At 69.4% G+C, this 21,312-nt stretch carries 21 protein-coding genes; 18 read left to right on the top strand and 3 right to left on the bottom strand.

The annotated features are described in order from the left end of the window. Window positions 1-892 precede the first annotated feature (892 nt). From ACIOWN_RS28340 to ACIOWN_RS28285, 12 genes are all read left to right on the top strand, one after another. Window positions 893-2,542, top strand: a complete 1,650-nt coding sequence (locus tag ACIOWN_RS28340) for an ABC transporter substrate-binding protein (RefSeq protein ID WP_362346132.1) — start codon at window positions 893-895, stop codon at window positions 2,540-2,542. 189 nt (window positions 2,543-2,731) lie between these two features. Further along, window positions 2,732-3,658 (top strand): ABC transporter permease, encoded by a 927-nt coding sequence (locus ACIOWN_RS28335; protein WP_362346130.1) that lies wholly within the window; start codon window positions 2,732-2,734, stop codon window positions 3,656-3,658. 33 nt (window positions 3,659-3,691) lie between these two features. After that, a complete protein-coding gene (locus ACIOWN_RS28330; protein WP_362346128.1) occupies window positions 3,692-4,615 on the top strand; it encodes an ABC transporter permease in 924 nt (307 codons plus the stop codon). Window positions 4,616-4,666: 51 nt separating this feature from the next. After that, on the top strand, window positions 4,667-5,713 hold the full coding sequence (locus tag ACIOWN_RS28325) for an ABC transporter ATP-binding protein (RefSeq protein WP_362346126.1): 1,047 nt from the start codon (window positions 4,667-4,669) through the stop codon (window positions 5,711-5,713). Continuing rightward, window positions 5,706-6,866 (top strand): ABC transporter ATP-binding protein, encoded by a 1,161-nt coding sequence (locus ACIOWN_RS28320; RefSeq protein ID WP_401983681.1) that lies wholly within the window; start codon window positions 5,706-5,708, stop codon window positions 6,864-6,866. Before ACIOWN_RS28325 ends, ACIOWN_RS28320 begins: the two co-directional genes overlap by 8 nt. 147 nt (window positions 6,867-7,013) lie before the next feature. Next, the gene (locus ACIOWN_RS28315; protein ID WP_362346122.1) at window positions 7,014-7,469 is read left to right on the top strand and encodes a VOC family protein; all 456 of its coding nucleotides are present in this window, start codon (window positions 7,014-7,016) and stop codon (window positions 7,467-7,469) included. A 74-nt stretch (window positions 7,470-7,543) separates the two neighbouring features. After that, window positions 7,544-8,134, top strand: coding sequence for a GNAT family protein (locus ACIOWN_RS28310; RefSeq protein WP_362346120.1), 591 nt, complete (start codon window positions 7,544-7,546; stop codon window positions 8,132-8,134). Window positions 8,135-8,253: 119 nt separating this feature from the next. Further along, window positions 8,254-9,894, top strand: coding sequence for an ABC transporter substrate-binding protein (locus tag ACIOWN_RS28305; protein WP_401983679.1), 1,641 nt, complete (start codon window positions 8,254-8,256; stop codon window positions 9,892-9,894). Window positions 9,895-9,899: 5 nt separating this feature from the next. After that, the gene (locus ACIOWN_RS28300; protein ID WP_362346118.1) at window positions 9,900-10,823 is read left to right on the top strand and encodes an ABC transporter permease; all 924 of its coding nucleotides are present in this window, start codon (window positions 9,900-9,902) and stop codon (window positions 10,821-10,823) included. Beyond that, the gene (locus ACIOWN_RS28295) at window positions 10,816-11,781 is read left to right on the top strand and encodes an ABC transporter permease (RefSeq protein ID WP_362346116.1); all 966 of its coding nucleotides are present in this window, start codon (window positions 10,816-10,818) and stop codon (window positions 11,779-11,781) included. Before ACIOWN_RS28300 ends, ACIOWN_RS28295 begins: the two co-directional genes overlap by 8 nt. Window positions 11,782-11,788: 7 nt before the next feature. Continuing rightward, a complete protein-coding gene (locus ACIOWN_RS28290; RefSeq protein WP_362346114.1) occupies window positions 11,789-12,775 on the top strand; it encodes an ABC transporter ATP-binding protein in 987 nt (328 codons plus the stop codon). Continuing rightward, window positions 12,756-13,850 (top strand): dipeptide ABC transporter ATP-binding protein, encoded by a 1,095-nt coding sequence (locus tag ACIOWN_RS28285; protein ID WP_362346112.1) that lies wholly within the window; start codon window positions 12,756-12,758, stop codon window positions 13,848-13,850. The genes ACIOWN_RS28290 and ACIOWN_RS28285 overlap by 20 nt, the downstream gene beginning before the upstream one ends. A 67-nt stretch (window positions 13,851-13,917) precedes the next feature. On the opposite strand, the gene ACIOWN_RS28280 is transcribed toward ACIOWN_RS28285, so the two are convergent. Continuing rightward, the gene (locus ACIOWN_RS28280; RefSeq protein WP_362346110.1) at window positions 13,918-16,047 is read right to left on the bottom strand and encodes a prolyl oligopeptidase family serine peptidase; all 2,130 of its coding nucleotides are present in this window, start codon (window positions 16,045-16,047) and stop codon (window positions 13,918-13,920) included. Window positions 16,048-16,244: 197 nt separating this feature from the next. On the opposite strand from ACIOWN_RS28280, the gene ACIOWN_RS28275 reads away from it, so the two are divergent. The 3 genes from ACIOWN_RS28275 (at window position 16,245) to ACIOWN_RS28265 (ending at window position 17,587) form a co-directional block, all read left to right on the top strand. Then, entirely contained in the window at window positions 16,245-16,439 is a 195-nt protein-coding gene (locus ACIOWN_RS28275) for a hypothetical protein (RefSeq protein ID WP_358728925.1), read from the top strand. Between the two features lie 354 nt (window positions 16,440-16,793). After that, a complete protein-coding gene (locus tag ACIOWN_RS28270; protein WP_362346108.1) occupies window positions 16,794-17,363 on the top strand; it encodes a GNAT family N-acetyltransferase in 570 nt (189 codons plus the stop codon). 101 nt (window positions 17,364-17,464) lie between these two features. Then, a complete protein-coding gene (locus ACIOWN_RS28265; RefSeq protein ID WP_362346106.1) occupies window positions 17,465-17,587 on the top strand; it encodes a hypothetical protein in 123 nt (40 codons plus the stop codon). Between the two features lie 10 nt (window positions 17,588-17,597). Here ACIOWN_RS28265 and ACIOWN_RS28260 read toward each other — a convergent pair whose 3' ends face one another. Together ACIOWN_RS28260 and ACIOWN_RS28255 are read right to left on the bottom strand one after the other, a co-directional pair. Continuing rightward, window positions 17,598-17,807 carry a DUF397 domain-containing protein gene (locus ACIOWN_RS28260; protein ID WP_362346104.1) on the bottom strand — a complete coding sequence of 70 codons (210 nt, stop codon included), beginning with the start codon at window positions 17,805-17,807 and terminating at the stop codon, window positions 17,598-17,600. Continuing rightward, window positions 17,804-18,688, bottom strand: a complete 885-nt coding sequence (locus ACIOWN_RS28255; protein WP_362346102.1) for a helix-turn-helix transcriptional regulator — start codon at window positions 18,686-18,688, stop codon at window positions 17,804-17,806. The genes ACIOWN_RS28260 and ACIOWN_RS28255 overlap by 4 nt, the downstream gene beginning before the upstream one ends. Before the next feature lie 134 nt (window positions 18,689-18,822). Here ACIOWN_RS28255 and ACIOWN_RS28250 point away from each other — a divergent pair, with 134 nt between their 5' ends. From ACIOWN_RS28250 to ACIOWN_RS28240, 3 genes are all read left to right on the top strand, one after another. Next, on the top strand, window positions 18,823-19,299 hold the full coding sequence (locus ACIOWN_RS28250) for an ATP-binding protein (protein WP_401983717.1): 477 nt from the start codon (window positions 18,823-18,825) through the stop codon (window positions 19,297-19,299). Between the two features lie 229 nt (window positions 19,300-19,528). Continuing rightward, the gene (locus ACIOWN_RS28245) at window positions 19,529-20,467 is read left to right on the top strand and encodes a helix-turn-helix domain-containing protein (protein ID WP_401983715.1); all 939 of its coding nucleotides are present in this window, start codon (window positions 19,529-19,531) and stop codon (window positions 20,465-20,467) included. A 52-nt stretch (window positions 20,468-20,519) separates the two neighbouring features. Next, window positions 20,520-21,125 carry a Uma2 family endonuclease gene (locus ACIOWN_RS28240; protein WP_362346096.1) on the top strand — a complete coding sequence of 202 codons (606 nt, stop codon included), beginning with the start codon at window positions 20,520-20,522 and terminating at the stop codon, window positions 21,123-21,125. Window positions 21,126-21,312: the final 187 nt, after the last annotated feature.

The raw sequence follows: 21,312 nt of genomic DNA, 5'->3' as shown, positions 1-21,312 counted from the left end.
TCGGTGTTACGCGGGCCCTGCCGGGCGGGGACCCGCCACGGCCTCACCCCATCGTACGGGGTGCTGTCACCCTGTCGTCGTCCGCGACCGACGCGAAGGCCGCAACCGACCGCAAGCTCACGTTCCCCTCAAGTCGCCGGTATCCCTTTGGATCACGACTGTCTACTTTGACCTGACCTCGTCATTCGGCGAGGCAGGCCGGGTCACCCGGCCGGCTGGGTCGTCTCCAGCATGGACGCCCATGTCTCCGGGACCCTGACCAGGGCGGGGGAGAAGAGCAAGGGTCCCCGGGCCCTGCCGGGCCCGCTGACCGGGGCGCGCCGCCGGGTCGGTGCGCGTCGGACGCGGCCGGGGTTCCGTCGGGAGCCCCGGCCGCGCTCCGTTCGCAGGTGGGATCGGCCGATCGAGGGTTTTCCCTAGGGAACGGCCCGGGGCGGCTCAGGGATCGCGTCGGCGACCTGGCGACGCTAAGGTGGCGCAAATGTGCGCACCCCCCGGTGGGTGTGTCCTGGTTCCTCCCGCTTGTGGTGTCGAGAGCATGACTCCGCCGACGAGCGCAACTGATTTCCCGTCAGATCGTCCGCTATCCGGACGTGCGATTCCGATAGTCGTGTAACAAGTCCGTTTCGCAGGGATCTTTCGCGAAACGGTTTGTCCGGATTTTGGAAGATGTAGCTGTCAGGTGTGATCGAACCGAGACCGAATGGCAGTGGTCCGAGCGGTGAGCGATGGCAGATAGTTAGGCGCGTAGAGCTCGGGTCGACGGGTCATGCGCTGCAGGAGGCGCCGACTCACGAGCGTTGCGGGTGTACCTGACCTTCCCCGTTCTTCATGACCGTGGGATGTCGCGTGCTCCGCCTTGCGGTGAACACAGGACTCAGAGGAGGAACCCATGCGTGGTGCCAGGAGCGCCAAGTGGGTCGCTGGTGCAATCGTCATAGCTCTGGCTGCGACCGCCTGTGGAGGCGGCGACGACAGCAGCAGCGGCAGCAAGGGCTCCGGCAAGGGCGGTGGCTCCTTCCGGATGGGTATCACCGAACCGGTGGCCATTGACCCTTACAACGCGCAGGAGTCCGAGGGCATCCTCGTCACGACCAACCTGTTCACCGGCCTGTACCTGCCGACCGCCGACGGTCAGGTCCTTCCGGCGCTGGCCACCTCGAAGAAGGTCAGCAAGGACGGCAAGACCTGGACCTTCGGCATCAAGAAGGACACCAAGTTCACCAACGGTGAGGCGGTGGACGCCGAGTCCTTCATCCGCGGCTGGAACCGCGTGGCGCAGAAGTCGGCCGCGTCCGACGTCGCCTACCACATGGCCGGCGTCGATGGCTTCGGCGACGTGCAGTCGGGCAAGGCCAAGACCCTGTCCGGTCTGAGCGCCCCGGACCCGTACACCCTCCAGGTGAAGCTGTCCGAGCCGGACTTCGAGTTCTACGTCAAGCTCACGCACACGGTCTTCAGCCCCGTCCCGAAGGTCGCGGGCGACGCCAAGAACAAGGCGTACAACGACGCCCCCATCGGCAACGGCCCCTTCAAGATGTCGGGCAAGTGGGAGCACAACAAGTCGATCACGCTCGTCCGCAACGACGACTACGGCCTGACGAAGGCGCACCTGGACAAGGTGCAGATCGACATCCTGAACTCCAACAACGGCGTGACGCTGGAGTACCAGGGCTTCGAGTCGGGCCAGTACGACTGGGCCCGTATGCCCACCCCGCAGCTGCCGGCCGCCAAGGCCAAGTACGACCCGCAGGGTGAGTGGCTCGAGCAGGACACCAACGGTATGAACTACCTCCTGCCGATCACGGACAACGGTCCGCTGAAGAACCCGAAGGCGCGCGAGGCCGTCTCCTACGCGATCGACCGGGACGCCATCATCAAGGGCGTCTTCCAGAACATGCAGAGCAAGTCGACGACGATCCTGCCGCCGGCGTTCAAGGACGTGTACCAGAAGGACCTGTGCACCTCCTGTGTCGCGCAGGACACGGCCAAGGCCAAGCAGCTCGCCAAGGAAGGCGGCCTGAAGCCGGGCACCACCATCGAGCTCGGCTACAACACCGGTGCGGGCCACGAGGAGTGGATCCAGGCCGTCAAGGCGCAGCTCGAGGAAGTCCTGGGCGTCAAGGTGAAGGCGACCGGCAAGCCGTTCGCCGAGCTCCTCGGCGACCAGCAGAAGCCGAACGCGACCGGCCTGTACCGCTTCGCCTGGGGCGCGGACTACCCGACGCCGGACAACTTCCTGTACCCGCTGCTGGACACCGCGTCGATCAACAAGGACGCCTCCGGCAAGGTCACCGGTGACAACCGCGGCCGCTACAGCAACAAGAAGTTCGACGACCTGCTCGCCAAGGCCCGTGCCACCGAGGACCAGGCCGGCCGCAACGCGATCTACAAGGAGGCGGAGAAGGTCGCCATGGACGACATGGCCCTGATCCCGCTCTGGAACCGTCACCAGCTGCGTCTCGCCAACACCAAGAAGTTCGACAACATGGCGATGGACTTCCACGAGGACCCGAACCTCGCTGAGATCAAGCTGAAGTAACGGGTCGCCGCGCACGGCGCGGAATCCGGAAACCGGGGGTCGTGGGGTTCGAGCTGGGGCTCGGACACCACGACCCCCGCCGACCGTCCGGGAGGGGTGTGATCCACCTCTCCCGCCCCCACCCCACCCCCCACATTCCGGGGCGCGAGGGAGCTGCTGAGGAAGTGGCAGCGAGGTAGAGAGGCAGTTATGGGAAGGTACGTGGTCCGCAGGCTGGGCCAGCTCGTCGTGGTCGTGCTCGGCGCGACGATGATTCTGTTCGCCTGCCTGTTCGTGATCCCCGGTGACCCGGTGGGTCAGATCGCCGGCAGCGACAAGGCGCGGGACCCGGCCGTCATCGCGGAGATGCACAAGCAGTACGGACTCGACAAGCCGCTGGTCGTCCAGTACGGGACGTACGTCGGCAAGCTTGTCACCGGTGACCTGGGCACGGACTACACGCAGAGCCGGCCGGTGACCGAGATCCTGGTCCCGAAGCTCGGGAACACCGCGAAGCTGGCTGTCGCGGCCATCCTGATCGACATCGTCATCGGCATCTCGGTCGGCGTGCTCGCCGCCATGCGCAGATACTCCGTCTGGGACGTGTCGGCGACCTTCCTCACGACCCTGGCCATCGGCGTGCCGTCCATCGTGCTCGGCATGATCATGCAGCGCGTCTTCGTCATCGAGCTGGGCTGGTTCCCGCTGATCGCCGGCGACAGTCTCGACGCCATCGTCCTTCCCGCCGTGACCCTCGCCATCATCGACGCGGCCCTCGTGGCCCAGCTCGCGCGCAGCACGATGCTGGAGGTACTGCGCGCCGACTACGTCAAGACGGCCATCGCCAAGGGCCTGCCCCGCCGGACGGTGCTCGCCCGGCACATCATGCGCAACTCGGTCATCCCGGTGATCACCTACCTGGGCATCTCCTTCGGCTCGCTGCTCGGCGGCGCCATCATCACGGAGACGATCTTCAACTGGAACGGCATCGGCCTCGCGCTGATCCAGGCGATCCAGCAGAACAACAACCCCATCATCGTGGGGGTGGTGACGATCAGCGTGGCGGTCTTCGTCGTGCTGAACCTGATCGTCGACCTGCTGTACGCCGCTCTCGACCCGCGCATCCGCCTTGCCTGACCCGCAGGGTCGTTTTCCTCTAGGAGTCACACAATGACCGAACTCGTCTCGGGCACGGGAGAGCCGACGACGGCCGGCCCTGCCCCTGCGGGCCCGAGCGCCGAACCCAGCGTCGCCAGGGTCAGTCAGTGGTCCGACATCCGGCACCGCTTCTTCGCCAACAAGCTGGCCGTGGTGGGCCTGGCGATCATCGCCGTCCTCATCCTGGTCGCGATCTTCGCCCCGCTGCTCGCGCCGTACGACCCGCTCAAGCAGAACCTGATGAACACGCTGCAGGCCCCGGGCGGCGATCACCTGCTGGGCACCGACGCCCTCGGGCGCGACCAGCTCTCCCGCCTCATCTACGGCAGCCGCATCGCCATCGTCGTGGGTCTCGCCTCGATCCTCGTGGCCCTCACCATCGGCATCCTGCTGGGCTCCCTGGCCGGTTACTACGGCCGCTGGGTCGACACGGTGATCATGCGTGTCGCCGACATCTTCTTCGCCTTCCCGCTGCTGATCGGCGCCATCGTCATCATCCTGCTGATGGGCCGCGGCGTGCTGCCCGTCGTGCTCTCGCTCGGCATCTTCACCTGGGCGACCTTCGCCCGCCTGCTGCGCAGCCAGATCCTCTCGGTGCGCGAGATGGACTACGTGCACGCGGCCAAGGCGCTGGGCGCGAGCCAGGGCCGGATCATCCGCAGGCACATCCTGCCCAACTCGCTGACGTCGGTGCTGGTGTACGGCACCAGCAACGTCGGTATCGCGATCGTGGCGGAGGCGTCGCTGTCGTACCTCGGCGTCGGCGTCGACCCCGAGGTCGCCGAGTGGGGCAACATGATCGCCGCGGGCCGCGGCTTCATGGGCGTCAAGGACTTCATGTGGACGTACCCGAGCCTCGCCATCGTCATCACCGCGCTGGGCTTCATCCTGCTGGGCAACGGCCTGCGCGACGCGCTCGACCCGAAGCTGCGGTGAGGTACCGCCATGAGTCGAACCCCTGTGACCAAGCACGATGAAGGTGACGGCATGACCAGCCTGGAGATGGCACCCAGCAACGCCGGGGCGGACGGGACCGCGCCGCTCCTCGAAGTCCGCGACCTGCACGTGGAGTTCAAGGTCCGTGACACCGTGACCAAGGCGGTCAACGGCGTCAACTACAGCGTCAGGGCGGGCGAGACGCTCGCCGTGCTCGGTGAGTCGGGCTCCGGCAAGTCCGTCACCGCGCAGGCGATCATGGGCATTCTGGACAGCCCGCCCGGACGGATCGCCAAGGGCGAGATCTTCTTCCAGGGCCAGGACATCCTGCGCCTGCCGGAGAACGAGCGGCGCAAGCTGCGCGGCGCCAAGATGGCGATGATCTTCCAGGACGCGCTGTCCTCGCTCAACCCGGTGCTGTCGGTGGGCTACCAGCTCGGCGAGATGTTCCGGGCCCACCAGGGCATGTCCAAGAAGGACGCCAAGGCCAAGGCCATCGAGCTGATGGACCGCGTGCGCATCCCGGCCGCCGCCCAGCGCGTCGGCGACTACCCGCACCAGTTCTCCGGCGGTATGCGCCAGCGCATCATGATCGCCATGGCCCTCGCCCTGGAGCCGGACCTGATCATCGCCGACGAGCCGACCACGGCTCTCGACGTGACCGTCCAGGCCCAGGTGATGGACCTGCTCGCGGAGCTTCAGCGCGAGTACAACATGGGCCTGATCCTGATCACCCACGACCTGGGTGTGGTCGCGGACGTCGCCGACAAGATCGCGGTGATGTACGCGGGCCGGATCGTCGAGACCGCCCCGGTGCACGAGCTGTACAAGCGCCCCGCGCACCCGTACACCAAGGGTCTGCTGGACTCGATCCCGCGCCTGGACCACAAGGGCCAGGAGCTGTACGCCATCAAGGGCCTGCCGCCCAACCTCCAGGCGATCCCGCCGGGCTGCGCGTTCAACCCGCGCTGCAGCATGGCTCAGGACATCTGCCGCACCGACGCACCGCCGCTGGTGCCGGTGACCGAGCGCGACGGCACGGAGCTGCCGGGCCGCCGCTCCGCATGCCACTTCTGGAAGGAGACGATCCATGGCTGAGCCCACGAAGCTCGCGAAGGACAACGAGCCGCAGGACGACGCCACGCCGAACGTCTCCGAGGTGGACACCGTCGACGCGGCCTCCGAGGAGGAGGCGGTCGCGGCGATCGACGCGCCCGTCGAGCGCGGCGAGCCGATCCTCCAGGTCCGCAACCTGGTCAAGCACTTCCCGCTGACCCAGGGCATCCTGTTCAAGAAGCAGATCGGCGCGGTCAAGGCCGTCGACGGCATCTCCTTCGACCTGTACCAGGGCGAGACCCTGGGCATCGTGGGCGAGTCCGGCTGCGGCAAGTCCACCGTCGCCAAGCTCCTGATGAACCTGGAGCAGGCGACCGCCGGCGAGATCTTCTACAAGGGCCAGGACATCACCCGGCTGTCGGGGCGCGCGCTCAAGGCGGTGCGCCGCAACATCCAGATGGTGTTCCAGGACCCGTACACGTCGCTCAACCCCCGTATGACGGTGGGCGACATCATCGGCGAGCCCTTCGACATCCACCCCGAGGTGGCCCCCAAGGGCGACCGGCGCCGCAAGGTGCAGGAGCTGCTGGACGTCGTCGGTCTCAACCCGGAGTACATCAACCGCTACCCGCACCAGTTCTCCGGCGGTCAGCGCCAGCGCATCGGCATCGCCCGCGGCCTCGCGCTCAACCCCGAGGTCATCATCTGCGACGAGCCGGTCTCGGCCCTGGACGTGTCCGTCCAGGCGCAGGTCATCAACCTGATGGAGCGCCTCCAGGACGAGTTCAACCTCTCCTACGTCTTCATCGCGCACGACCTGTCGATCGTCCGGCACATCTCGGACCGCGTGGGCGTGATGTACCTCGGCAAGATGGCCGAGATCGGCAGCGACGAGCAGATCTACGACCACCCGACGCACCCCTACACCCAGGCGCTGCTGTCGGCGGTTCCGGTGCCGGACCCGGAGGCCCGCGAGCACCGGGAGCGGATCATCCTGGCCGGCGACGTGCCGTCCCCGGCCAACCCGCCCTCGGGCTGCCGCTTCCGCACCCGCTGCTGGAAGGCGCAGGACAAGTGCGCCGAGGAGATCCCGCTGCTCGCCGTGCCCGAGCGCTTCAAGGGCTCGGACTCCCCGGCGGCCCACGAGTCGGCCTGCCACTTCGCCGAGGATAAGGACGTCGTCGGCGCGGCGTGACCCGCTGAGCGGAACAGCCTGATCTCCGACTGGTTCCCGGTACCGCAGGACGGTGCCGGGAACCGGCCGTATCAGCAGGCCGTTTCCTGATCGGCGGGCGACGTCACGGGGCGACGTCACGGGGCGGCGGAGGAGGGGAGCGGCTGGGTGACACTGCATCACATCGAACTCTGGGTGGCAGACCTGGAGCGCGCCCGCACCTGCTGGGGCTGGCTCCTGGAACGGCTCGGCTGGTCGCCGTACCAGGACTGGCCGGCGGGGGTGAGCTGGCGGTCCGGCGACACCTACCTCGTGATCGAGCGGTCCCCGGCCCTGCGCGGCGACCGGCACGACCGGCTCCGCCCCGGCCTCAACCACCTGGCGTTCCACGTGCCCACCCGGCGCGGGCTCGACGCCCTGGTCGCCGAGGCGCCCGGGCACGGCTGGACGCTGATGTTCGCCGACCGCCACCCGTACGCGGGCGGCCCCGGGCACTACGCCGCCTACCTGGAGAACACCGACGGCTTCGAGGTCGAGCTGGTGGCCCGCCCCGAGGCGGCGGGTGAGCCCGCCGACGCCCCACCGGACGCAGCGGACCCCGGGCCGCCCGGCGAACACCCGTGACACCGAGCGACGTCCGCCTGCCGAGCGACCCCGCGCCGGGCGGACCGGCGCCCTACTGCCCCCAAGGAGCACCCATGACGGAGACCACGGCGGCGAACGCCCTGCCGTACACGGAACTCGACGGCTTCGGCCTGCGCCTGCGGGCCTGGCGCGAGGACGACGTGCCCGCCGTGCTGAAGGGCCTGAACGATCCCGAGTCGCTGCGTTGGTCGTCCATGCAGGCCGGCCCCATGGACGAGGCCGGAGCACTGGACTACGTCGCCACACGTGCCGAGCACTGGAGACAGGGCAGGCACGCGCCGTACTGCGTCACCGACGCCGTCACCGCGGAGGTGCTCGGCAGCGTGGAACTCCACAAGATAGAGCCCCGCATGGGCCACGCCGGCGTCGGATACTGGCTCCTGCCCGAGGCGCGCGGCCGCGGCACGGTGACCCGGGCCGTCGAGCTGTGCGTCCGCTGGGGCTTCGAACAGCTCGGCCTGCACCGTATCGATCTGGGGCACGCCGTCGGCAACACGGCCTCCTGCCGGGTCGCCGACCGCTGCGGCTTCGCCTACGAGGGGGTGCTGCGCGGCTTCCTGCCCGCCGCCGGTGAGCCGGGCACGTACTACGACACCCACCTCCACGCGCGACTCGCGACGGACCCGTACCCGGCCGTCGGCTGACCGCCCGTCCTCCGCGGATCCCTGCCACCCGTCCGGCGGGGGTGCCCGGTGCGGCGACCGTGTGATGTGCGGCTCATGTGCTGATATGTCTCAGGTCACCGCGTACCGAGGAGGCACCCATGCGTGGAGTCGCGCGCACCAGGGCCTTTCGAGGCCCCAGGTGGGCCGCCGCGGGTGCGATGGGGGCCGTGCTCGTCCTCGCGGCCTGCGGGGGCGGGGGAGCAGGCGTCGGCGCCAAGGCGCTGACCGCGTCCTGGGGCGACCCGCAGAACCCGCTGGAGCCGTCCAACACCAACGAGGTGCAGGGCGGCAAGGTGCTCGACATGATCTTCCGCGGGCTGAAGCGGTACAACCCGAGGACCGCCAAGGCCGAGAACATGCTCGCCGAGCGCATCGACACCACCGATTCGCAGCACTTCACCATCACCGTCAAGAACGGCTGGAAGTTCAGCAACGGCGAACCCGTCACCGCCCGTTCCTTCGTCGACGCCTGGAACTACGGCGCGAGCCTGCGGAACAACCAGAAGAACGCCTACTTCTTCGGTTACATCGAGGGCTACGACAAGGTCCACCCCGAGAGCGGCAGGCAGAGCGCCGACACCCTCTCCGGACTGAAGGTCACCGGCCCGCGCACCTTCACCGTCACCCTCGGCCAGAAGTTCTCCACCTTCCCCGACACCCTCGGCTACGCCGCCTTCGCCCCGCTGCCCCGCACCTTCTTCACCCACCACGCCGCCTGGCTGGACACGCCCGTCGGCAACGGCCCGTACACCATCGAGTCGTACACCAGGGGCGCGCAGATGACGCTCAGGAAGTGGGACGGCTACCCGGGTCCGGACAAGGCGCGCAACGACGGCGTGACCCTGGTGGTGTACACCGACAGCAACACCGCGTACACCGACGTGCTGGGCGGCAATCTCGACCTGGTCGACGACATCCCCGCCGGGCAGCTCAAGAACGTGCGGACCGACCTGGCCGGCCGCTACATCAACAGCCCGGCCGGCATCCTGCAGACGATCGCCTTCCCGTTCTACGACCCGAAGTGGAACACCGGCGGGGCGCGCAAGGTCCGCACCGGCCTGTCCATGGCGATCAACCGCAAGCAGATCACCGAGACCATCTTCCGGCGCACCCGCACCCCGGCAACCGACTGGACCTCACCCGTCCTCGGCACGGACGGCGGCTTCAAGCCGGGCCTGTGCGGTCACGCCTGCGACTACGACCCCGCCGGGGCCAGGAAGCTGGTCCGGGAGGGCGGCGGACTCCCCGGCGGCCAGGTGAGGATCACGTACAACGCGGACACGGGCTCGCACAAGCAGTGGGTGGACGCCGTGTGCAACTCCATCAACAACGTGCTCGGCAACGACCGCGCGTGCGTGGGCAACCCGGTCGGCACCTTCGCCGACTTCCGCAACCAGATCAGCGGGCACCGGATGACCGGACCCTTCCGGGCCGGCTGGCAGATGGACTATCCGCTGATCCAGAACTTCCTCCAGCCGCTGTACTACACGGGCGCGTCCTCCAACGACGGCAAGTGGTCCAACCAGCGATTCGACCACCTCGTCGACCAGGCGAACGCCGAGACCGACCGGCCCCGGGCGATCCGGCTCTTCCAGCAGGCCGAGGGCGTCGTACGGGACAACATGGCCGCCATCCCGCTGTGGTACCAGAACGGCAGCGCCGGCTACTCCGACCGGCTGCACGAGGTGACGCTCAACCCGTTCAGCGTCCCCGTCTACGACGAGATCAGGGTCGGCTGATCCGCATGGGACGCTATGTCGCCAGACGGCTGCTCCAGATGATCCCGGTGTTCTTCGGGGCCACCCTGCTGATCTTCCTGATGGTGAACGTGATGGGCGACCCCATCGCCGGACTGTGCGGGGAACGCGCCTGCGACACCGCGACCGCCGCCCAGCTCAGACGGGAGTTCGGCCTCGACAAGCCGGTGTGGCAGCAGTACGCGACCTACATGGGTAACGTCTTCACCGGCGACTTCGGCACCGCCTTCAACGGACAGCCCGTCACCCAGCTGATGGCGTCGGCGTTCCCCGTCACCATCCGGCTGACCATCGTCGCGATCCTCTTCGAGATCGTCGTCGGCATCACCCTGGGCGTGCTGACCGGGCTGCGCCGCGGCCGGCCCGTCGACACCTCGGTCCTGGTCCTCACCCTGGTCGTCATCTCCGTCCCCACCTTCGTCACCGGCCTGCTGCTGCAACTGCTGTTCGGCGTCAAGTGGGGCTGGATCAGGCCCTCGGTGTCCCCGGCGGCGGCCTTCGGCGAGCTGATCGTGCCCGGCCTGGTCCTCGCCTCCGTCTCCCTCGCCTACGTCACCCGCCTGACCCGTACCTCCATCGCCGAGAACCGGCGCGCGGACTATGTGCGCACGGCCGTCGCCAAGGGGGTGCCCCGGCACCGGGTCGTCGTCCGGCACCTGCTGCGCAACTCCCTGATCCCCGTGGTCACCTTCATCGGCACCGACATCGGCGCGCTGATGGGCGGCGCCATCGTCACCGAGCGGATCTTCAACATCCACGGCGTCGGCTACCAGCTCTACCAGGGCATCCTGCGGCAGAACACCCAGACCGTCGTCGGCTTCGTGACCGTCCTCGTCCTGGTCTTCCTGGTCGCCAACCTGCTCGTGGACCTGCTCTACGCCGTACTCGACCCGAGGATCCGCTATGCCTGAGCAGCCGCGGGAGCCGGAGCGCGCCATCGCCGGGACCGGCATGGGCGGCGCGATGGACCTCGCGGCGAGCGAGGCGACGACACTGGAGCAGGCACCGGGCGGGCCCGCGGCCAAGCCCCGCTCCCTGTGGTCCGACGCCTGGCGCGACCTGCGCCGCAACCCGGTCTTCCTGCTCTCCGCGCTGGTGATCTGCTTCCTGGTCCTCATCGCGATCCGGCCGTCCCTGATCACCTCCGGCAATCCGCTCACCTGCGATCTGGCCCGCGCCCAGGACGGGGCCGCGCCCGGCCACCCCTTCGGCTTCGACGGCCAGGGCTGCGACGTCTACACGCGCACCGTCTACGGGGCCCGCGCGTCCGTCACGGTCGGCGTGTGCGCCACGCTCGGGGTGGCGCTCCTCGGCTCGGTGCTGGGCGCGCTCGCCGGGTTCTTCGGCGGCGCCGGGGACGCCGTGCTGTCGCGGGCCACCGACGTCTTCTTCGCCATCCCCGTCGTCCTCGGCGGTCTCGTCCTGCTGTCCGTCGTCCCGAGCAGCACCGTCTGGCCGGTCGTCGGGTTCATCGTGCTGCTCGGCTGGCCGCAGATCGCCCGGATCGCGCGCGGCACCGTCATCACCGCCAAACAGCTCGACTACGTCCAGGCGGCCCGCGCCCTGGGCGCCTCCAACTCCCGCATCCTGCTGCGGCACATCGCGCCCAACGCCGTCGCCCCGGTGATCGTCGTCGCCACCATCGCGCTCGGCACGTACATCGCCCTGGAGGCCACCCTGTCCTACCTCGGGGTCGGGCTGAAGCCGCCCAGCGTCTCCTGGGGCATCGACATCTCCGCCGCCTCGCCCTACGTCCGCAACGCCCCGCACGCGCTGCTGTGGCCCGCCGGGGCGCTGGCGATCACGGTCCTGGCCTTCATCATGCTCGGCGACGCGGTGCGCGACGCCCTCGACCCGAAGCTGAGGTGACGGCGCCGTGCTGCTCGAAGTCCGCGATCTGCACGTGGAGTTCCGGACCCGGGACGGAATCGTCCACGCGGTCAACGGAGTCGGCTACGAGGTGGAGGCGGGCGAGACGCTCGCCGTGCTCGGGGAGTCCGGCTCCGGCAAGTCCGTGACCGCGCAGGCGGTCATGGGCATCCTCGACGTGCCGCCCGGCCGGATCACCGGCGGGCGGATCCTCTTCCGCGGCAGGGACCTGCTGGAGCTGAAGGAGGACGAACGGCGGCGGATCCGGGGCGCCGAGATGGCGATGATCTTCCAGGACGCGCTGTCCGCGCTGAACCCGGTGCTGACCGTCGGCGACCAGCTCGGTGAGATGTTCGTCGTGCACCGGGGCATGTCCCGCAAGGACGCCCGCGCCAGGGCCGTGGAGCTGATGGACCGGGTGCGCATCCCGGCCGCCCGGCAGCGCGTCGGCGACTACCCGCACCAGTTCTCCGGCGGCATGCGCCAGCGCATCATGATCGCGATGGCGCTGGCCCTGGAACCGGCGCTCATCATCGCCGACGAGCCGACCACGGCTCTCGACGTGACCGTCCAGGCCCAGGTGATGGACCTGCTCGCCGAGCTACGGCGCGAGTACCGCATGGGGCTCGTGCTCATCACCCACGACCTGGGTGTGGTCGCGGACGTCGCCGACCGGATCGCGGTGATGTACGCGGGCCGGATCGTGGAGTCCGCGCCGGTGCACGACATCTACAAGGCGCCCGCCCACCCGTACACCAGGGGTCTGCTGGATTCGATCCCGCGCCTGGACCACAAGGGCCGGGAGCTCTACGCCATCAAGGGCCTGCCGCCCAACCTTTCGGCGATCCCGTCCGGTTGCGCCTTCCACCCGCGCTGCCCCATGGCCCGGGACGTGTGCCGCACGGACGTACCGCCCTTGTACGAGGTCTCCGAAAGCCGCGTCAGCGCCTGCCACTTCTGGAGGGAGTGCCTGGATGGCAGAGCAGACGGCTGAGCGGGCCGCCGAGCCGATCCTGGAGGTCAGCGGGCTCGTCAAGCACTACCCGCTCACCCGGGGCGTGCTGTTCAGGAAGCAGATCGGGGCGGTCAAGGCGGTCGACGGCGTCGACTTCACCCTGGGCCGGGGCGAGACGCTCGGCATCGTGGGCGAGTCCGGCTGCGGCAAGTCGACGGTCGCGAGGCTGCTGTGCAACCTGGAGCGGCCCACGGCGGGCGAGATCCGCTACCGGGGCGAGGACATCACCCGGCTGTCCGGCCGGGCGCTGAAGGCGGTGCGCCGCAACATCCAGATGGTGTTCCAGGACCCGTACACCTCCCTCAACCCCCGTATGACGGTGGGTGACATCATCGGGGAGCCGTACGAGATCCACCCCGAGGCGGTGCCCAAGGGCGACCGGAGAAGGAGGGTCCAGGAGCTGCTGGACGTCGTCGGCCTCAACCCGGAGTACGTCAACCGCTATCCGCACCAGTTCTCCGGCGGTCAGCGCCAGCGCATCGGCATCGCACGGGGGTTGGCGCTGCGGCCCGAGATCATCGTCGCCGACGAGCCGGTCTCCGCGCTCGACGTCTCGGTGCAGGCCCAGGTGATCAACCTGATGGAGCGGCTTCAGAGCGAGTTCGACCTGTCGTACGTCTTCATCGCGCACGACCTGTCGATCGTGCGGCACATCTCCGACCGGGTGGGGGTCATGTACCTCGGGCGGATCGTCGAGATCGGCACCGACGAGCAGATCTACGACCACCCCACGCACCCCTACACCCAGGCGCTGCTGTCCGCCGTGCCCGTGCCCGACCCGGGGGCACGGGAGCGCCGGGAGCGGATCATCCTCTCGGGGGACGTGCCGTCGCCGACGGACATCCCCTCCGGCTGCCGCTTCCGCACCCGCTGCTGGAAGGCGCGGGAACGCTGCACGCTGGAGGTGCCGGAGCTGGCGGTGCCCGAGGAGTTCCGGCACGACACCGGGCCGGCCGTGCACGACTCGGCGTGCCACTACGCGGCGGAGCTCCAGGTGGTGCCGCCGGAGGAGCGGGACAACGACGGACGGGGCAGCGGCACCAGGGCGCCGTGACCGTGTCGGCGGCCCGGCGCCCTCATGGCCCCTGGAAGGGCGCCGTGAGGGCGCCGGGCCGGGATCCTCAGACGAGTCCCAGGGAGCGCTTGAGGAAGTCCACCTGGAGCAGCAGCAGGTTCTCGGCGACCTGCTCCTGCGGAGTCATGTGGGTGACCCCGGACAGCGGCAGCACCTCGTGCGGGCGCCCCGCGGCGAGCAGGGCCGAGGACAGCCGCAGGGCGTGGGCGACCACCACGTTGTCGTCGGCCAGGCCGTGCACGATCATCAGCGGCCGGTGCGGCTCGGCGGGCGAGGACAGCCCGTCGTCGGTGACCAGGGAGCTGTGGGCGTATACCTGCGGAGCCTGGTCCGGGTGGCCCAGGTACCGCTCGGTGTAGTGGGTGTCGTACAGACGCCAGTCGGTGACCGGGGCACCCGCGATGCCCGCGTGGAAGACGTCCGGGCGGCGCAGCACGGCCAGGGCGGCCAGGTAGCCGCCGTAGGACCAACCGCGGATCGCGACCCGGCCGAGGTCGAGCGGATACGTCCCGGCGAGGTCCCGCAGGGCCTCGATCTGGTCGTCGAGGGTGACCGTGAAGTCGTGGTGGACGGCCTTCTCCCAGGCGGGGGAGCGGCCCGGGGTGCCGCGGCCGTCGGCGACGACCACCGCGAAGCCCTGGTCGGCGAACCACTGGGAGGTGAGGTGCGCGTTGTGCGCGGCCACCACGCGGGAGCCGTGCGGTCCGCCGTAAGGGTCGAGGAGGACGGGCAGGGGAGCGGAGCCGGCAGTGTCACGGGGGTAGTCCGTAGGCATAAGCACGGCGCACGGGATTCGGCGTGCGCCCCCCGGGGTGAGGGTCACGCGCGGGGACAAACCGGGGTCTTCGGCGTGGGAGCGGATGGTGGCCACCGTCCGGCCCTCGCGCACCACCCGTACCCGGGCGCCCGGCCGGTCGAGCGTGGCGGAGACGAGGACGGCCACGTCCCCGGCGCGCACCGCGGTGTGCACACCGGGCTCCTGGCTCACGCGCTCCACGCCGAGTTCGTTGACGCGGTAGACGTGCGTCTCGCCGGTCTCCGGCCCGGCCGCCTCCTCGCCCGCCGAGGCGGAGACCAGCACGTCGCCGTCCGACACGTCCAGTACCGCCCGCACCTGCAACTGTGCCCCGGTGAGCGGGCGTTCGCCGACCGCCAGCACCCGCGCGCCGCCCTCGTCGGCGACACGCACGAGCTGCCCCGAGGGGGACCAGCACGGCACCCCAGGGAAAAGATCAAGCCAATCTTGATCTTCGTCGGCGTGCACCATGCGGGTCGCCCCGGACTCCGGGTCCACCGCCAGGTACAGCTGGCCTCGCTGGTCGCGCGCCTGTACGAGGAGCAGTGGCGCCCCCGCCGCTGACCAGTGCACATGAGCCAGATACGGGTAGCGGGACCGGTCCCAGAGGACCTCCGTGCGGGTCCCGTCCAGACCGAACACGAACAACTGTACGTCCGCGTTGGGGGTGCCGGCGGCCGGGTAGGCGACGCGACTGGGCTCCCGTTCGGGGTGCGCCGGGTCGGAGATCCACCACCGCCGCACCGGCGTGTCGTCCACGCGTGCCACGAGCAGCCGGTCCGACTCCGGCGCCCACCAGAAGCCGCGCGAACGCTGCATCTCCTCGGCCGCGATGAACTCCGCGAGGCCGTAGACGACACCCTCGGACTCCGGTTCGGCGAGCGCCCGGTCACCGTCGCCCTCGGCGCCGACCACCCGCAGGGACCCGGCGGTGACGTAGGCGACGTGCCGTCCGTCGGGAGAGGGGCGGGGGTCGATCACCGGTCCGGGGACGGGCAGTTCACGAGCCGTACCGGCCCGCAACTCGGCGGTGAAAAGCCGCCCTGACAAGGCGAAAGACGCCAACTCCGCGGCGGTGTCGGTGGCGTAGCCGACGATGCCGGCACCACCCTCGCGACTGCGTTCACGGCGTGCCCGTTCCTCGGCCGAGAGGTCCTCGGAGGCGCCGGCGAGGAGGGCGCGCGGGTCGGCGGCCACGCGCTCCGCGCCGTCGCCAAGGTCGAGCACCCAGAGGGAGTTGGCCCGGTCTGTGCCGGATCCGGAGCGCAGGAACACGACACGGGAGGCGTCGGGAGCCACGGTGAACGCGCGCGGCGCGCCGAGCGTGAACCGCTGGGTGCGCGCGTGCCGTCGGGGGAAGGAGACAGGCTCGGTCGTCATGCCATGACCATATTGGCCATGCGCCCCCTTGTGCGGCCGTGCGCCGACCGATGCGCGCGTGCGGATAGTTATGATCGTTAGCGCATAGTGGGTATGAACCTGCTGCCCGCTGTGTGGATTTATCTGCCCCCATCGTCCGACGACCCCCGATACCCCCGACACCCCCCGCGTCCCGGGAACTTTGGAGGTGAGCCGCCGTGGCACTTTCGATTTCGGCGGTGCTGCTGCTGGTGATCATCGTCTTCTTGTTGATCAAGAAGTCGGGCCTCAAGGCGGGTCACGCGATCGTGTGCATGCTCCTGGGCTTCTACCTGGCGTCGTCCACGGTAGCGCCCACGATCAGCGAACTCACCACGAACATCGCGGGGATGATCGGCAGTTTCAAGTTCTAGCCCCCGCGGGCTGTGCTCTCGGTGGTGGGGCGGCACCTGCCCCACCACACGCGGGCGTTCGCCTCAGCAGCGGACGGCGCTCGCCGGCAGGGCGGAGCGGAAGTCGCCGCCGAGCTTCATGAGTCCCTCAGGTGAGCACCTTCCACACGCAGGTGGCGGGCGGCGCGGAAGCGATGCCGTGCGTGTGGAACCCGCCCACCTAGGAGCGTGGGTCAGTGAACAACTCCGGGAATGCCGCGCCTCGTGGTGAAGTGCGGCTGCCGAGCGCTGCTCTTGAAAAGGCGTGGCTGCCGGGCAGTCGTGATGCGAAAATCAGTCCGCAACTTGATCCACATCCGCGTCCCGGAGGTCCGCATGGACGTCGCCTCGCTGCTGCCGTTGACCACAACCCGGTTGTCGCTGCGTCTGTTCACTCCCGGCGACGCCGACGACCTGTACGCCTACCAGAGCCTGCCGAGCGTGGCGCGCTACTTGTACCGGCCGGCGCACACGCGTGAGCGCAGCGAGCAGGTTGCCGCCGAGCGCGCGGCGCAGACGGCTTGGCGCGCCGACGGGGACAAGCTGGCGCTCGCTGTCTGCCGACGCGATGAGCCCGGCGTCCTTGGCGAGGTGAGCCTCACCCTGGCCGATGCCCGCGCCGCCCAGGCCGAGATCGGCTGGACTCTCGACCCGGGTCACGAGGGGCACGGCTACGCGACCGAGGCGGCCGCGGCGCTGGCCGGGTTTGCCTTCGGCACGCTGGGCGTGCACCGGCTCTACGCACGGCTGGATGTGGAGAACACCGGGTCTGTGCGGGTCTGTGAGCGCCTCGGGATGCGCCGGGAGGCGCACCTGGTCGAGAACGACCTCGACGGGGATCGCTGGGGCAGCGAGTACATCTACGCGGCGCTGTCCGCGGATCTTGGCAGTCGATCAGGCGATTGAGCCCGACACCGCCGACAACCCCAGACCGCCGGAGAGCCGACCACCAACCCTCGACGGCTTGCTCGTTACCGGCCCACGCTCCTAGCCTCCGGCTCACCGTCTTGGGGTCCACCTCGCAGACTTCGGCGAGTGTCCGCGACCTCCAGTCCGCCCTCAACGAGTTCACCGCCATCGCCCGGTCCCTGGGCGGCGAGGTGGACGTACCGGAGGCCGAGGTCGAGTAACCGTCCGCCGTCAGTCTTCGAAGGCGTACGAAACGAAGTGAGCCCAAGCCCCCGGCGTCAGCATGAGCCGGGGGCCTTCGATGTGCTTCGAGTCGCGGACGTGGACTGTGTTGGACGCGGTGGCGATCTCGACGCAGGAGTCACCCTCGCTGCCACTGCTGTAGCTGCTCTTGAACCACGCCAGGTTGGAGGCGTCCCCGGACGAGGTGGTGCGCATCATGTCTCCCCCAGCAGTTGCTCGATGAACGCAGCCGACTCACGAGGCGTGAGGGCCTGCGCCCGGATGATGCCATACCGGAGTTCCAGAATACGGAGCTGCCTCGGCTCCGAGACCGGTCGGCCGTTGGCCACCACTGGAGAACGACCAATTGCTGAGCCGTCCTCGAACTTCAGCACCTCGATCCCGCCGTCCACTCCAGCATGCTCTTCGCGTCCCACCGGCATGACCTGGAGTTCGACATTCGGCAACTGCCCCGCCTCAAGCAAGTGCTCAAGTTGTCCGCGCAGGACAGCCCTCCCGCCTAGTGGGCGCCGAAGGGTCCACTCCTCCAGTACGAAGCTGAGTTCAGGTGCCGGCTCGCGCTCGTAGATCGCTTTGCGGGCCACGCGCGCGGCGATGAACCGCTCGACCTCTTCCGCTGAGTACGCGGGACGCCGCATCGTAAGCAGGGCGCGCGCACTCTCGCGCGTTTGCAACAAGCCGTGGACGTGGAGTGGGTCATAGAGCTGAAGCTCAACCGCCCGCGCCTCCAACTGCGCGAGATCCCGTACTTTCTTCGGGTACCGGACCTTCTTCAGGTCCTCCTGCATGGCCGAGACGAGTCCGCCGGCGCTCAGTGCTACGTCCGCCGCGTCCAGATACTCGGGCCGGGGAATCCGCTTGCCGCTCTCGATCTTGTAGACCAGGTCGTCGCCGTACCCGACCGCCGCGGCGAACTCGGCGACCCGCATCCCGGCCGCTTCCCGTCGCAGTCTCAACTGCCGTCCCACCGTGGCCACTACGGCGAGCGCCCAGTCGTCGTCCGGGTCCACCTCCCACCCCGGCTCGTCCGCCGCCTCGGAGTCGACCCGAGTCCGTACCGCCTCGCCGTCCACCGACATGTGCGCGCCCTTCCGTAGTGCCGTGCCGTACTCGTAAGAACGCCACCGACAGCTTGGACAGCACCGGACAAACAGTGGACGGTGACCCTACGCAACAGCTTGATTACTCGGCACGGTAAGCCTGCGCGGCCACGCTGAGTGATGTGAATCAGGAAATTGCCGAGCCCACGACCCAACTCGACACCGGCGCCCAAAGCTTCAGCGTCCTCCTGTCGTCCACCCCACGGGGCGCCCGCCTGGCCCGCCTGCTCGCCGCCGACCAGCTCCGCACGTGGGAGCTCCCGGTCGAGGCGGCGAGCCACATCGTGGCCGAGCTGGCGACGAACGCGGCCACGCACGGCCGGCTTCCCGGCCGCAGCTTCCGCCTGACGCTCTACGTGGTGGGCAGCACGCTCCGTATCGAAGTCACCGACACGCGCGGTGACCGCCACCCGAAGCTCCAGGATCCGGACGCGGACGCCGAGTCCGGCCGGGGCCTTCTGCTCGTGGACGCCCTCGCCGACCGCTGGGGTGTGACCGAGGACCGCTTCCCGCGCAAGATCACCTGGGCCGAACTGCGCCTGCCGCCACCGGAACGCGCCCCCACGAGTTCCGGTGGCGACGACGACTGAAAGCAAAGGAACGAGGGGGAAATAACCCCTACCAAGCCCCACCCCCTCCCGCCCGTGGCCCGCGCTCACTCGGGAGGGTGAACATCCCCGGCTCGGCTGGATTTGGCAGCCCCCGACGGCTCTACGCTCGGCGCAACGCAGCACAACAACCGCAGACATGCGACGGCCCCCGCCGGGACGGCAATCCCAGTGCGAGGGCCTGACCACCGAGGAAGAAAAGGCCTTCCCGATGGGTACCCAGCACCCTAGCGTGCCCCCGCACGCCCAGTCCCGTATTGCGGGCGACAAGCACCCGAACCGAGGCCACCACACAGGCGGCCTGGTCCACGACAACACCCGCCACACCACCCGCTTCACGGTGATCGGCAACCACCTCGCCCAGCACCGCGAGTTGTCGCTCCTCGCGATCGGCCTCGGCGTGCACCTCCAGTCGCTGCCGAAGGGCGCCCGCGTCGACATCAAGACCCTCACGGTGCGCTTCCCCGAGGGGGCCACCCGTATCGCCGCCGCCCTACGGGAGTTGGAGGCCCACGGCTACCTCCGCCGCCCCCGCCAACGCGCCCCCGGCGGCCGTATCGTCACCCGCACGATCTCCTGCAACCAGCCGGCCGCGGGCCGCCGTCACCACGACGAATCGCCCCACACCGCCCCCGACGCACCGGACCGCCCGGCGGCGGCAGCGCCGAAGCAGGAGCAGTGCGAGAAGCAGGCTGCGCGTGAGACGGGCGGGGCGCACGAGAAGCGCGCTCCCCGCAAGCCGCTCCCCGCCGTCCCCCGCCCCGCGTATCCCGCCCCCGCACTCCTCAAGGCGGCCACCGACCTCCTCGCGGACCTCCGCCGCCACGACTCCCGTCTCCTGCTCTCCGCCTGCGACACGGCCGACCTGGCCCCGGGCGTCGCCGCCTGGCTGGAACGTGAGCTGTCCCCCGCCGCCGTACGCCACGCCCTGACCGCCGATCTCCCCCCGGAGGGACTACGGCGGCCCGCCGCCGTCCTGGCCCACCGCCTCAGCGCCCAGCTACCCCCGCCGCTCCCGTTCCGCGCCCCGGCCGCCCCTCCGCCCATGCGTCACCCGCTCCAGACCTGCGAGGGCTGCGACCGCGCCTTCCGCGCCCCCGCCCCCGGCCGCTGCCGCGACTGCCGAACCGATATCCAGGAGGACGCCTAGCATGAACGTGACGATCCTTGCCCCTGGGCACAGACGACGAGGAGCGAGCGCCATGGCCGTCGTACCGGACCACGCGAAGCAGGGCGGCTCCCACCTGTATCGCGCCATGCGCGACTTCGTTCAGTCCGCGGACGACACGCTGCCGGGCAAATTCGAGATCACCAGGGAAGGGATCGTCCTCGACATGATGTCGCCCAGCGGCCGCCACGAGCTGACCGCACTGCGGCTCCGGAAGCGCCTGGAAAGGGTGATGCCGGAAGAGATCGTCGCCCATACCGGCGAGCCCGACGTGGAGAACGAGCCCGAAGGCGTCATGCGCCGCCCGGACGTGATGGTGATCGCCGAAGAGGACATGGACACCGAAGGGTCCATCGATCCCCGAACGATCGTCGCCGCCATCGAGATCGTCTCCCGTTCGAACCCGGGCAACGACTGGGTGGGCAAAGTGCGGGACTATCCGCTGCTTGGCATCCCCGTCTACGCCGTCTTCGACCCGCGCACCGGCGAAGGCGCGGTCTTCACCGACATCCACCCCACCCCGGACGGTCCGCGCTACGCGACCCGCAAGGACTTCGTCTACGGCGAGGACGTCACCATCGGCGAGTGGACGATCGCGACGGACGGGCTGCCGCGTTACCAGGACGGCGAACTGACTTGAGCACATCCTGAACGATCAGGCTGATCGCGCTCACGCCACGTGTGGCCACAGCCCGAGCGGGCGTATCAGCCCGTTCCAGCGGCCCGCTGCTGTCAGTGGGCGGTTCGTAAGGTGATGCCCGTTTCCGGCTGAGGTTGGGGCAAGGCCGCTGGTGGCGGTTCCGTCGGCTATTGCTTCCTGGTGAAGT

Source organism: Streptomyces sp. NPDC087787, from assembly GCF_044743035.1.
Lineage (GTDB): Bacteria > Actinomycetota > Actinomycetes > Streptomycetales > Streptomycetaceae > Streptomyces.
The sequence above is the reverse complement of the archived record's forward strand: the minus strand, read 5'-3'. Positions and strand labels throughout refer to the sequence as shown.